The sequence below is a fragment of the Dinghuibacter sp. genome, assembly GCF_035492835.1.
Taxonomy (GTDB): Bacteria; Bacteroidota; Bacteroidia; order Chitinophagales; family Chitinophagaceae; genus Dinghuibacter.
Genome location: NZ_DATJIY010000226.1, coordinates 1 through 11,985, shown reverse-complemented (window position 1 = coordinate 11,985; position 11,985 = coordinate 1). Strand labels below are relative to the sequence as shown.

The window sequence follows — 11,985 nt, the reverse complement described above, 5'->3', positions numbered from 1 at the left end:
GGATTGCAGACGACCAGCGACGCCCTGCCGGTAAGAAATTATGGAAATATACCCAACTCGGCATAGGAGGTGGCGACCTTGTTGATCGCGACTACGTAAGCCGCGGTGCGCATATCCGGGATGTTCGGGTTGTCCCTCCAGACCTGCATGACCTCCTGGGTGGCGGTGATCATCGTTTCTTCGAGACCGCTATGAACGAGGTCGATCTCGTCCGGTCCGTGCATGATGAACTGCTTTTCTTTTTGGGTGACCTGTTTACCGGTTAGTTCCTCCATCTGCGTCAGGATATGGGTATTCAGGTTTTCGGTAAAGCGTTTTTCCATGCGGCCGTAGCGGACGTGGCTGAGGTTTTTGAGCCACTCAAAGTAAGATACCGTGACGCCGCCCGCGTTGAGGTACATGTCCGGGATGACGAGCGTGCCTTTACGGATAAATTCCTCGTCGGCTTCCGGCGTGAGGGGGCCGTTGGCCGCTTCGCCGATGATCCGGGCCTTGACACGGGGCGCGTTTTCGCCGGTGATGACCTGTTCCAGGGCGGCGGGTATGAGGATGTCGCAATCCATTTCGAGGGCGTCGGTGTTCTTGGCGAAGTTCTTGGCGCCGGGGAAGTTGAGGATGGACCCCGTGTCCCTGCGGTGGGCCACGACGGCGTCGATGTCGAGACCATTTTCGTTATAGATCGAGCCTTCGTATTCGGCCAGGCCGATGATTTTGGCGCCGGCGCGGCTGAAGAACAGGGCGGAGTGGTAGCCCACGTTGCCAAGCCCCTGCACCACGACGCGCTTGCCTTCCACGCCGACGGTGAGCCCGACTTTTTCCATCAATTCGGGGATATGGCAGACCTCGCGGATACCGAAGAAAACGCCCAGGCCGGTGGCTTCCTTCCGGCCGCGGACGCCGCCCTGGGAGACCGGTTTGCCGGTGACGCACGCCATGGCGTCTACTTCTCCTGCGTGGATGGACGCGTAGGTATCGAGGATCCAGGCCATTTCTTTTTCACCCGTGCCATAGTCGGGAGCAGGGACGTCGATGCCGGGGCCTATGAAATTCTTTTTCACCAGCTCGGCGGTATAGCGGCGGGTGATTTTTTCGAGCTCGAAGGAGCTGTACTTTTTGGGGTTGATCTTGATGCCGCCTTTGCCGCCGCCAAAGGGCACGTTGACGATGGCGCATTTATAGGTCATGAGGGAGGCGAGGGCCATGACCTCGTCCTGGTTTACCTCCGCTGCGAAGCGGATGCCTCCCTTACAGGGGAGCTTATGGTGGGAGTGCTGGACGCGGTAAGCCTCGATCACCTCGATGCGCCCGTCGTCCATTTTTACGGGGAAACGCATGCGATAGACCGCATTACAGGCCTTGATCTGTTCCAGGACGCCCGGGTTCCACTGGGTGTACTGGGCCGCTTTATCAAAGCTTTTTTCTACGCTTTCAAAAAAGGAGAGTGTCTGTGTTCCTGACATATGGTGATAAATTAAGTTCGGCAAAGATAAGTACGAATGTTTGTTAGTTATTATGCTTATCGAATCGTTAGTGCGGTTTTAACAGTACACGTTATTTTTTCTCCAGCTTGCTGATGCGCCGGTCGAGCCGGACGAGATACAGGATAAGGCCGATCAGAATGACCAGACAAACCGCCATGACGACCCTGATCTTCCCTCCGGACTCCATAAAGCCTTGACTTTGAGTAGTATCCTGGGCTTTTACCCGGATGGTCAGGCATAGTAGCAGGAGGGCACTCATCAACCTACGCGTCATGGTTCAACACTTTTTCATGAAGGACACTGTACCGTACCTGGAGGGTGGCGATCCAAACTGCCAGCAGGCTCCACCCGATCATAGCCGGAAAGAACACCCGTGCCATGATCGGGTCCAGGTTGTCGCCCCCGAGCCCCGGGTTGCCTTCCACGCCCTGACCGCCGGGGTGCAGGGACTGGACCATCCTGGGGAGGATAAATATGGTGGGGAATAAGATACAGTATGCAAAGATGTTATAAACGGCGGATACCCGGCCCCGTTTGTCGAGGTCGGTGATGGAATTCCGGAGGACTCCGTAAGCCAGGTAGATCAGTATCGCAATGGCTGTACCCAGTTGTTTGGGGTCGTTGCTCCAGAACTCACCCCAGGAATAGCGCGCCCAGATCATCCCGGTCACCAGACCGAGCAGGCTGAAGAGCATGCCGGTCCCGGCATATCGGGAAGAAAGCAGGTCATACCTGGGATCGGGGGTCCGTAGGTACCTGACGGCATTGAAGACGGAAACGGAAAAGAGGGTCATCATCGCGGACCACATGGGAACGTGGAAATACAGATTCCGAATGGACTGGTGGAGGTTTCCCAGGTCCGGTACGGGGGTCAGAAACCCGGCCGTAAAAGTGTACAGGAGCAGGATGACCGAAACTATTTTCCACCAGTTATGGCGCATAAAAATCACAAAATGTGCGTGCAAAAATACGGGGCTTACCTCAATCTTTCCATAAAAAGGGGAAAAGAATGATGGACAGCAGGACGATCATGACGTCCAGCCCAACGAGCAAACCGGCAATCTTCCAGGTCGCCCCCGCCCGGAAAACCTCCCCGAACGCCGCCCGGGAAAGCCGTACCAGCAGCATGATCTGGGGGATGATGAGGGGGAATCCCAGGATGGCCAGGAGGGCCGCCTGCTGTCTGGCCTTGGACGCGATTGCCGCCAGCAAGGTGAACACCAGGCTAAGGCTGAGGCCGCCCAGACAGGTGATGCCGATATACAAACCCGCGTTCTGCATGGGCGTTCCCAGCAGGAGGCAAAAAATGAGCAGGCTGCAAAAGCTCATCACGAGCATTATTATTACGTTGTAGAGCAGCTTGGAAAGGATGAAATCCACCGGACCGGCGATGTTGTAGAAATACAACATCCGCTCCTTGGAGTCCTGCAGGAAGCTCTTGGCCACCGCGTTTACGCAAATGAACAGCTGAATCATCCAAAAAAGCCCGTTCCATACCTCCGCGTCGGGCTTTCCCATCGCCATGTACAACACGAAGATCGTCGAGGCGACGTACAGCAGGATGCCGTAAAGGGCGTATTGCTGGCGAAGCTCCAGGAGGATGTCCTTTTTGAGGAGGTGGATTATTTTGGTGGGATGGGGCATGGTTCGGGTTCCGGCGCGAAGGTACGGGATGGGCGGGGCAATTTGGGGGGGAAATGGACGTTATTAAGGGATCGCGCGGTCGGCCGCGGGGCCCTTGGCGTAGCAGACGCGGCAACGGGGCTCGTAGGATTCGGCTTCGCCAAGCAGGAGCTGGGATTTGGAGTGGACCTTGCGGTAGGAATAAGAGGCGATGTGGCCGCAGCAGACGCAGATCGCGTGTAATTTGGTGATATAGTCGGCCTTTGCCAGGAGGGCGGGCATCGGGCCGAAGGGTTTTCCCTGGAAGTCCATGTCGAGACCGGCGACGATCACGCGCATCCCCTGGAGGGCCAGGCGGTCGCAGACCGACGGTAGCTCGGCGTCGAAAAACTGGGCTTCGTCTATGCCAATAACGTCCCTGTCCTGGGAAAGGAGCAGGATTTCCTGGGAGTTCCCGATGGGGGTGGAAGGCACGCTGCGCTCGTCGTGCGACACGATGTCGCCCACGGCGTAGCGGGTATCGATGGATGGCTTGAAGATTTCGGTATGCTGATGGGCGATCCTGGCCCGTTTGAGTCTCCGGATAAGTTCTTCTGTTTTACCCGAGAACATGGATCCGCAAATGACTTCGATCCATCCTCTCTTGTCTCCTGTCCAGTGCGGTTCAATAAACATACGGTTGAAACTAATTCTGGCAAAGTGTTTGTAACTTCACACGCGACTTGTGCAAACGTAATTCAATTCCATGGAAAGAATCAGTGCATTGATCGAAAAATTACGGGAACAGTTTGCAGCAGGGGCTGATATTGAGCAACTACTACTGACATCGCAACTGCTCGAAGGCGAGCTGAGGTATCACCTCCAAAAGGGTACCGTACCTGCTTCACCCCACGTGGCCGTGGTGCTGCCCGGCAACCACAGGCATATTCCCCGAATCAACACCGCCGAAGAGGAGCGTCCCGCCCCGGAGGCGCCGCGCTATGCGCCGCAGGAACCGGTGCTTGCGGAGCAACCGCGGGAGGCGCCGAAGCCGCAGCGCCCGGCAACGACGGAGCACGAGCGGTATATGCCTAAGGAAGAGCCGGCGACGCCGCAACCGGAGCCGGTCAGGGCCGCACAATCCGGGCCTGTAAGACAGCCTGAACCGTTGAGACAGCCGGAGCCGGCGAGGGAGCCGGAACCGGCGCGCCAACCCGAGCCTGTGCGGCAGCCCGAGCCGGTGAGAGCGGCGCGGTATAACGCGATCCGGGAGGTCCCGACGCTCACGCACCAGATCCCGCAGGAGGCCCGGGGTAAGGAGCTGAATGAAGTCATCGCGGCGGGCGAAGCGCAGCGATCCCTGAACGATACCTGGAAGGAGCAGCAAGCGCCGGCCAAGGAATTGAGCTCAAAGCTGAATGAATCCCCGGTGCGGGACCTGCGTAAGGCTGTGGGCATTAATGACCGCTATCTCTTTATCAGCGAGCTGTTCAGGGGCGACGAGACGATGTACGAGCGGTCGATCAAGACGATCAACAACTTTACCATATTCCAGGAGGCCTTTTATTGGATGGAGCGGGAATTGAAGTTGAAACTGGCATGGGACCAGGAGAAATACAGTACCCAGCTATTCTACCAGCTGGTACGGCGCCGGTTCTCAGCCTAGGACGCGCTGAGCGTCGGGACGCCTTGGCGTCAGGAGGCGCTGTGTATCTATATATTCCAAAATCTTTTTTGTGGCGCCGGCCTGCCGCTCGACGTATGTACGGGCGGCCTGGCCGGCTGCCGCGCGGACGGACGCGTCGTCGAGGAGCCGGCGGAAGCACCGCTCCAGCGAGAGGGTGTTGTCCGCGCTAAAGGCGCCGCCGGCCTGGATGAGCTCGGAGGCTTCGCGGTATTTGTCGAAAATGGGGCCGAAAACCACGGGTTTGCCCCAGACGGCGGGTTCGAGCACGTTGTGTACGCCGTCGCCGCCAAAACCGCCGCCGACGTATGTTATCGTGCCGAGCTGGTAGAGGCGGGAAAGCATCCCGATGTTATCGATGATGAGACAGCGGGCGTGACGACCCTGGTTCCAGGCGGACAACAGTACGCTTTCGGGGAAGGCGCTTTGGATGGCGTGGATGTGATCCTTGCTGAGCTCGTGGGGAGCGATGATGAAATGGATGTTGGGATGCGTCCGCACGAAATGCGCAAGCTCCTTTTCGTCCTCGTCCCAGGTGCTTCCCGCGACGATGACCTGGCTGCCGGCTGCGAATGCCGTGACTTTGGCGAACAAGGGAGCCAGGGGCGAACCCGGGGGAAAGGGGGTAGCCACCCGCAGCGTGGGTGCGAGCTCAAGCACGCGGTCGAAGCGGGTGTCGCCGCTCAGAAAGACAGCGGTCGCGAGGCCGGAAAGGAGCTTTAGTGACGACTTGTCCTGGACGAATATCGCCGTATAGGTGCGCAGCATGCGCCGCCAAAAGGCGCCATACCACCTGAAGAACGGTTGATCCGCCCGGAAGACGGCGCTGGCCAGCAGCGTGGGGACGCCGCGGCGTTGAAGCCCGGAAAGGTAGTAGAACCAGAATTCGTATTTGATAAAAACGGCCAGCGTCGGGCGGACCGCGTCGATAAAAAGGCGAGCGTTCCGGGGACTGTCCATCGGAAGATAGAAGACATGGTCCGCGTGAGCATATCCGCGGCTGGCCTCCAGACCGGAGGGCGAAAAAAAGGTGAGCAGCACACAAACATTTGGTTGCCGCCGGCGGAGACCCTCGATCAGGGGACGTCCCTGCTCGAACTCGCCCAGGGAAGCGCAGTGGAACCAAACGACGGCGCGGTTTTCGGACCCAAAAGCGGCTTTCACATTCTCCATCAACCCTTTACGGCCCTGGAGCCAGCGGCGGGCCTTGGGATTCCAGGGGGCGGCCAACCGTACAAATAAGGGGTATAAAAAAGTGAAGATCCGGTACATAGTCGGTAAAACTATGACTATTTTTGGCCCGCCTAAAAAATGAATATGCGCCCTATACAGATGGTTGACCTCCAGCAGCAGTATGCAAAGATCAAGGACCTGATCGACGAAGGCATCCGGGAGGTGCTGGACACGGCGATGTTTATCAACGGTCCTGCAGTGCAGGGTTTTGCGCACGATCTGGCGGTCTACCTGGGGGTGAACCATGTGATACCCTGCGCGAACGGAACGGACGCCCTGCAGATCGTCCTGATGGCGCTGGGGCTGGAGCCGGGGGACGAGGTTATCACGCCGAGTTTCACCTTTATCGCGACCACCGAGGTAGTTGCCTTGCTGAAGCTCAAACCGGTATTCGTGGAAGTGGACCCGCAGACGTTCTGTATGGACCCGAAGTCCCTGGAACAGGCAATCACGCCCCGGACCAAGGCCATCATACCGGTACACCTCTACGGGCAGTCCGCTCCGATGGCGGAAATCCTGGCTATTGCGGGCAGGCATGGGATACCGGTGATAGAAGACAACGCCCAGGCGATCGGGTCGACGTATACGTTCCCCGACGGAAAGACGGTCAGGACCGGTTCGATGGGGCTGGCCAGCTGCACGTCGTTTTTCCCAAGCAAAAACCTCGGCTGCTATGGCGATGGCGGCGCGATCTGTACCAATGACGACGCGCTGGCCGGTAAGCTGAGAATGATCGCCAACCACGGCCAAAGCAAACAATATTACCACGATGTAGTGGGTTGCAACTCGCGTCTGGACGCCATCCAGGCGGCGGTTCTCCGCGTGAAGCTGAAGGAGCTGGACGGATATTGCGCCGCCCGGCGAAAGGCGGCGGATTTCTATGACGCGGCCTTTGCGGGGCACGCCGGGGTGGTTACGCCTTACCGGGCCAGCTATACGCAGCACGTGTTCCACCAGTACACCATCCAGCTGAAGGGCGTGGACCGGGATGCGCTAAAGGCATTCCTCGCGGAGCGGAAGATACCGTCGGCGATCTATTACCCCGTCCCGGGACACCGGCAAAAAATGTTCGGCGGGGAGGCCCAGGCGGATCTACCGGTCACGGACGACCTGACCACAAGGGTCATTTCGCTGCCTATGCACACCGAATTGGACGATCAACAATTATTTCATATCACGGGTTCGATCCTGGAATTTTTGAACGCTTAAAAAAACATCTATATGCGCATCGCCGTTGTTGGTACCGGCTACGTCGGACTCGTAACAGGGACTTGTTTTGCGGAAACGGGGAATACCGTTACCTGCGTGGATATCGACCAGAAAAAGGTCGACAAGCTCAAGGGAGGCACGATTACTATTTATGAACCGGGTCTGGACCACCTTTTCCTCAGGAACCTCAAGGAAAGCCGCCTTCACTTCACCACCAACCTGGCTGAAGGTATCAAGGGCGCACAGATCATTTTTCTGGCGCTGCCGACGCCTCCGGGCGAGGATGGGTCCGCGGACCTTTCCTATGTACTGGGCGTGTCCGGGCAGCTGGGTAAAATATTGGAAGCCTATGCTGTGATCGTGGACAAGAGCACGGTCCCGGTAGGAACGGCCGACAAGGTCCGGGACGCCATCGGCAAAAACGCCAAGGTCGAGTTCGACGTCGTTTCCAATCCGGAATTCCTTCGCGAAGGCGTTGCCGTGGACGACTTTATGAAGCCCGACCGGGTCGTCATCGGGACGAGCTCGGAGAGGGCCAAAGCATTGATGCAACAGCTCTATGCGCCCTTTGTCCGGCAGGGGAACCCCATTGTCTATATGGACGAACGCTCGGCGGAGCTGACAAAGTACGCGGCCAACGCTTTCCTGGCGGCAAAGATCACTTTTATGAACGAGATCGCGCGGATGTGCGAACGCCTGGACGCCGACGTGGATATGGTCCGCCGCGGTATCGGCGGGGACGAGCGGATCGGGAAGCGCTTCCTGTTCCCGGGCATCGGGTACGGCGGCAGCTGTTTCCCTAAGGACGTGCAGGCTCTGTTCAAATCGGCGGAGGACGTGGACTACGACTTCCGCATACTCCGCTCCGTCATGGAGGTGAACCAGGAACAGAAAACCTACCTCGTTCCCAAAATTAAACGCTATTTTGGCGACCTGAAGGGTAAGCACATCGCCCTCTGGGGCCTGGCTTTCAAGCCCAATACGGACGACATCCGGGAAGCGCCGGCGCTCTACATCATCGAGGCGCTCCTGAAGGAAGGCGCCAGGGTCACGGCCTTCGATCCCGAAGCGATGGAGAACGTAAAGCGGGTGGTGGGAGACAAGATCACCTTTGCGGACAACCAATATGACGCCCTGAACGGCGCGGACGCGCTGGTCATAGCCACCGAATGGAGCGCCTTCCGCACCCCGGATTTCGAAGCCATGGAAGGCAAGTTGAACAAAAAAGTGATTTTCGACGGGCGTAACGTCTTCGAAGGTCCCCAGATGAAAGCGCTCGGTTACTACTACGAAAGCATTGGCCGCAGGCCAGTAAAACCATAAAATTGATGGAAAAACAGAAACGCATTCTGATAACGGGCGCGGCCGGGTTCCTCGGCTCCCACCTCTGTGACCGGTTTATCAAGGAGGGTTACAAGGTGGTGGGTATGGACAACCTGCTTACCGGGAACATAAAGAACGTCGAGCACCTTTTCCCGCTCGCGGACTTCGAGTACTACCACCACGACGTCACCAAGTTCGTCCATGTGCCCGGGGACCTCGACTATATCCTGCACTTCGCCAGCCCGGCGAGCCCCATCGATTACCTGAAGATGCCCATCCAGACCCTGAAGGTCGGCTCGCTGGGGACGCACAACCTGCTGGGGCTTGCGCGTTCCAAAAATGCCCGTATCCTGGTGGCCTCCACCTCGGAGGTATACGGGGACCCGCTCGTACACCCGCAAACCGAAAGCTATTGGGGTAACGTAAACCCGGTCGGTCCCCGCGGCGTATATGACGAGGCCAAACGCTTCCAGGAGTCCATCACCATGGCCTATCATACCTATCATAACCTGGAGACGCGGATCATCCGCATCTTCAACACCTACGGTCCCCGGATGCGACTCGACGACGGGCGCGTGCTGCCGGCCTTTATCGGCCAGGCGCTGAGGGGACAGGACCTTACGGCCTTTGGGGACGGCTCCCAGACGCGTTCGTTCTGCTATGTGGATGACCTCGTGGAGGGCATCTACCGATTGCTGATGAGCGATTATCCCTATCCCGTCAACATCGGCAACCCGGACGAGATCACGATCAACGAATTTGCCGAGGAAATCCTGCGCCTGACGGGCTCCAAAAGCAAGATCATCTATAAACCCCTGCCGCAGGACGATCCGAAGCAGCGCAAACCGGACATCACCAAGGCCAGGGAATTGCTTGGCTGGGCGCCGAAGGTATCGCGCAGCGAAGGTTTGGAAAAAACACTGGCCTATTTTAAAGAAGTCGTGTAATGAAGATTCTAATCACCGGCGGTGCCGGTTTTATTGGTTCCCATGTGGTCCGGCTGTTTGTCCGGAAATACCCCGAATACCAAATATTCAACCTGGATGCGTTGACTTATGCCGGGAACCTCGAAAATTTAAAGGACATAGAACGGTCGCCCAATTATAGTTTTATCAAGGGCGACATCACTGACGAGGATTTTATACAACAGATTTTCGCCGGCCATGGATTCGACCGGGTCATCCACCTGGCGGCGGAAAGCCACGTGGACCGTTCGATCCACAGTCCCATGGATTTTGTGCGGACCAATGTGCTGGGTACCGCCGTATTGCTCAACGCGGCGCGTAAATTCTGGAAGGACAACGCAGAGGGTAAACTGTTTTACCACGTGTCTACGGACGAGGTGTACGGGTCGCTGACGGACAAGGGCTTCTTTACCGAGGAAACGCCCTACGATCCCCGCTCCCCGTATTCGGCCTCCAAGGCTTCTTCGGACCACCTGGTGCGGGCCTACAACCACACCTTCGGTATACCCGCCGTGATCAGCAATTGTTCCAACAACTATGGTTCGAACCAGTTCCCGGAGAAGCTGATTCCGCTGATGATCAACAATATCATCCACAACAAGCCGCTCCCGGTCTACGGCAAGGGCGCCAACGTGCGCGACTGGCTGTGGGTGGAAGACCATGCCAGGGCCATCGACGTCATTTTCCATAAAGGCAAGTCAGGGGATACCTATAACATCGGCGGCCACAATGAGTGGAAGAATATCGACATCGTACACCTGCTCTGCCAGATCATGGACCGCAAGCTCAAACGGACGGAAGGCACTTCAGCCCTGCTGATCACCTACGTCAAGGACCGCGCGGGTCATGACTTCCGGTATGCCATCGACGCCGGCAAGCTAAAAGCGGAGCTCGGGTGGGTGCCGTCCATCACTTTCGAGGAAGGGCTGGAGTCGACCGTCGACTGGTACCTGGCCAACCAGGAATGGACGAACCACGTCACTTCCGGGGAATACCAACAATATTACACTGCCCAATACAGCAAACGATAATCTATGGGTTTTCAGGAAACGGGAATAGAAGGTCTGGTAGTTTACGAACCGCGCGTTTTTCACGACGACCGCGGTTATTTCTTTGAAAGCTATAACGACAGGGCTTTCAAGGAGGCGGGTTTTTCCCGGCCCTGGGTGCAGGACAACCAGGCGCGCTCGTCCTATGGCGTCATCCGCGGGCTCCACTTTCAACACGAACCACACGCCCAGACCAAATTGATCCGGGCGCTGGAGGGCTCCATCCTGGACGTCGTGGTGGACATCCGTCGCGGATCGCCTACGTACGGGAAGGTGTTCGCGATCGAGCTGTCCGCCGCCAACAAACGGCAGCTGCTGGTGCCGCAAGGGTTTGCCCACGGATACTCGGTGCTCTCCGAGACCGCGGAGATACTCTACAAGTGCGACAATTTTTATAACAAGGCCGCCGAAGGAGGTATTCGCTACGATGACCCGTCGCTGAATATCGATTGGAGGGTGCCGATGGCAACCGCCGTGATTTCCCCCAAAGACGTGGAGCTGCCGACGCTGGCAGAACTGGTATGAAGCGCGTGCTGGTAACCGGCGCCGGCGGTCAGCTGGGCAGCGAGCTGCGCGACCTGGCACGCGGACCCTTCGAGTTCTTTTTTTTCGACAGGGCGGCCTTGCCGCTGGATGAGCCGGACAAGCTGCACGAGGCCTTCTCGAAGATTCGCCCCCATATTTGCATAAATGCGGCGGCATATACAGCGGTGGACAAGGCCGAGACCGAGCGGGAACAGGCCTTTGCCATCAATGCCACGGCAGTCCGCGACCTCGCGTTGTTGTGCAAGCTGCACAATGCGCTGCTGGTTCATGTCTCCACGGATTATGTGTTCAATGGTTCCGGTGTTGAGCCTTATAAAGAAGACGATCCCGTCGACCCGCTGGGGTGGTACGGCTCGTCCAAGCTGCTGGGTGAACGCGTGTCTTTCGAGGCCTATGACAACGTGATCGTCATCCGCACCTCCTGGGTGTATTCCTACTATGGGAAGAATTTCGTAAAGACGATGATACGGCTCCTCCGGGAAAAGGAGTCCATCGGGGTGGTGGCCGACCAGGTCGGCCGGCCGACGTACGCGGCGGACCTGGCGGAGGCGATCCTTCGGATTATTTCTTTTGACGCCCCCGCCCCCGGTATCTATCATTACGCGGACGCCGGGGTGATCAGCTGGTACGACCTGGCCAGCGCGGTCCGTGAAGAGATCGGGGCGGCTTGTATTATCCGGCCGCTTACGACCGCGGAATATCCCACACCGGCCAAGCGGCCGGCTTACTCGGTACTCGATACGACCAGGATTGAGAAGACGTTCGGGTTGACACCGCCGGACTGGAGGGAGAGCCTCCGCCGCTGCCTGGCGAGGTTCTGAAAATCGAAGGCTGCCTAAAGAAGCGTGGCGCCTTGCCCCTTTTTCCCTCGTTTTGCGAAGCTCCGCAAAACG

Annotated in this window: 13 protein-coding genes; 7 read left to right on the top strand and 6 right to left on the bottom strand. The window is 57.8% G+C overall.

Annotation, left to right across the window (positions count from 1 at the left end):
* Positions 1-38: 38 nt before the first annotated feature.
* From VL547_RS21155 to VL547_RS21135, 5 genes are all read right to left on the bottom strand, one after another.
* A complete protein-coding gene (locus tag VL547_RS21155; protein ID WP_325581717.1) occupies positions 39-1,460 on the bottom strand; it encodes a Glu/Leu/Phe/Val dehydrogenase in 1,422 nt (473 codons plus the stop codon).
* Between the two features lie 91 nt (positions 1,461-1,551).
* Positions 1,552-1,755, bottom strand: coding sequence for a CcmD family protein (locus VL547_RS21150; RefSeq protein ID WP_325581715.1), 204 nt, complete (start codon positions 1,753-1,755; stop codon positions 1,552-1,554).
* On the bottom strand, positions 1,745-2,422 hold the full coding sequence (gene ccsA, locus VL547_RS21145; protein WP_325581713.1) for a cytochrome c biogenesis protein CcsA: 678 nt from the start codon (positions 2,420-2,422) through the stop codon (positions 1,745-1,747). The genes VL547_RS21150 and ccsA overlap by 11 nt, the downstream gene beginning before the upstream one ends.
* A 40-nt stretch (positions 2,423-2,462) precedes the next feature.
* Positions 2,463-3,125 carry a heme exporter protein CcmB gene (locus VL547_RS21140; RefSeq protein WP_325581711.1) on the bottom strand — a complete coding sequence of 221 codons (663 nt, stop codon included), beginning with the start codon at positions 3,123-3,125 and terminating at the stop codon, positions 2,463-2,465.
* A 63-nt stretch (positions 3,126-3,188) separates the two neighbouring features.
* Complete coding sequence (locus tag VL547_RS21135) at positions 3,189-3,779, bottom strand: thymidine kinase (RefSeq protein ID WP_325581709.1); 591 nt, start codon at positions 3,777-3,779, stop codon at positions 3,189-3,191.
* Positions 3,780-3,849: 70 nt separating this feature from the next.
* Between VL547_RS21135 and VL547_RS21130 the strand changes: the two genes are divergently transcribed.
* Complete coding sequence (locus VL547_RS21130; RefSeq protein WP_325581707.1) at positions 3,850-4,749, top strand: hypothetical protein; 900 nt, start codon at positions 3,850-3,852, stop codon at positions 4,747-4,749.
* Here the strand turns inward: VL547_RS21130 and VL547_RS21125 are convergent.
* Positions 4,741-6,039 (bottom strand): 3-deoxy-D-manno-octulosonic acid transferase, encoded by a 1,299-nt coding sequence (locus tag VL547_RS21125; RefSeq protein ID WP_325581705.1) that lies wholly within the window; start codon positions 6,037-6,039, stop codon positions 4,741-4,743. The genes VL547_RS21130 and VL547_RS21125 overlap by 9 nt on opposite strands.
* Before the next feature lie 45 nt (positions 6,040-6,084).
* Between VL547_RS21125 and VL547_RS21120 the strand changes: the two genes are divergently transcribed.
* The 6 genes from VL547_RS21120 to rfbD are packed head-to-tail and all read left to right on the top strand — an operon-like array spanning position 6,085 to position 11,913.
* Positions 6,085-7,209, top strand: a complete 1,125-nt coding sequence (locus tag VL547_RS21120) for a DegT/DnrJ/EryC1/StrS family aminotransferase (protein WP_325581703.1) — start codon at positions 6,085-6,087, stop codon at positions 7,207-7,209.
* 12 nt (positions 7,210-7,221) lie between these two features.
* Positions 7,222-8,532 carry a UDP-glucose/GDP-mannose dehydrogenase family protein gene (locus VL547_RS21115; protein ID WP_325581701.1) on the top strand — a complete coding sequence of 437 codons (1,311 nt, stop codon included), beginning with the start codon at positions 7,222-7,224 and terminating at the stop codon, positions 8,530-8,532.
* 5 nt (positions 8,533-8,537) lie between these two features.
* A complete protein-coding gene (locus VL547_RS21110; RefSeq protein ID WP_325581699.1) occupies positions 8,538-9,479 on the top strand; it encodes a UDP-glucuronic acid decarboxylase family protein in 942 nt (313 codons plus the stop codon).
* A complete protein-coding gene (gene rfbB / locus VL547_RS21105) occupies positions 9,479-10,528 on the top strand; it encodes a dTDP-glucose 4,6-dehydratase (protein ID WP_325581697.1) in 1,050 nt (349 codons plus the stop codon). The genes VL547_RS21110 and rfbB overlap by 1 nt, the downstream gene beginning before the upstream one ends.
* Positions 10,529-10,531: 3 nt before the next feature.
* The gene (gene rfbC / locus VL547_RS21100; protein WP_325581695.1) at positions 10,532-11,071 is read left to right on the top strand and encodes a dTDP-4-dehydrorhamnose 3,5-epimerase; all 540 of its coding nucleotides are present in this window, start codon (positions 10,532-10,534) and stop codon (positions 11,069-11,071) included.
* Positions 11,068-11,913, top strand: coding sequence for a dTDP-4-dehydrorhamnose reductase (gene rfbD, locus VL547_RS21095; protein ID WP_325581693.1), 846 nt, complete (start codon positions 11,068-11,070; stop codon positions 11,911-11,913). Before rfbC ends, rfbD begins: the two co-directional genes overlap by 4 nt.
* Positions 11,914-11,985 lie beyond the last annotated feature (72 nt).

Coding starts and splice junctions, on each gene's coding strand:
- VL547_RS21155 (WP_325581717.1), bottom strand. CDS start 1,460: ATGTCAGGAACACAGACACTCTCCTTTTTTGAAAGCGTAGAAAAAAGC.
- VL547_RS21150 (WP_325581715.1), bottom strand. CDS start 1,755: ATGACGCGTAGGTTGATGAGTGCCCTCCTGCTACTATGCCTGACCATC.
- ccsA (WP_325581713.1), bottom strand. CDS start 2,422: ATGCGCCATAACTGGTGGAAAATAGTTTCGGTCATCCTGCTCCTGTAC.
- VL547_RS21140 (WP_325581711.1), bottom strand. CDS start 3,125: ATGCCCCATCCCACCAAAATAATCCACCTCCTCAAAAAGGACATCCTC.
- VL547_RS21135 (WP_325581709.1), bottom strand. CDS start 3,779: ATGTTTATTGAACCGCACTGGACAGGAGACAAGAGAGGATGGATCGAA.
- VL547_RS21130 (WP_325581707.1), top strand. CDS start 3,850: ATGGAAAGAATCAGTGCATTGATCGAAAAATTACGGGAACAGTTTGCA.
- VL547_RS21125 (WP_325581705.1), bottom strand. CDS start 6,039: ATGTACCGGATCTTCACTTTTTTATACCCCTTATTTGTACGGTTGGCC.
- VL547_RS21120 (WP_325581703.1), top strand. CDS start 6,085: ATGCGCCCTATACAGATGGTTGACCTCCAGCAGCAGTATGCAAAGATC.
- VL547_RS21115 (WP_325581701.1), top strand. CDS start 7,222: ATGCGCATCGCCGTTGTTGGTACCGGCTACGTCGGACTCGTAACAGGG.
- VL547_RS21110 (WP_325581699.1), top strand. CDS start 8,538: ATGGAAAAACAGAAACGCATTCTGATAACGGGCGCGGCCGGGTTCCTC.
- rfbB (WP_325581697.1), top strand. CDS start 9,479: ATGAAGATTCTAATCACCGGCGGTGCCGGTTTTATTGGTTCCCATGTG.
- rfbC (WP_325581695.1), top strand. CDS start 10,532: ATGGGTTTTCAGGAAACGGGAATAGAAGGTCTGGTAGTTTACGAACCG.
- rfbD (WP_325581693.1), top strand. CDS start 11,068: ATGAAGCGCGTGCTGGTAACCGGCGCCGGCGGTCAGCTGGGCAGCGAG.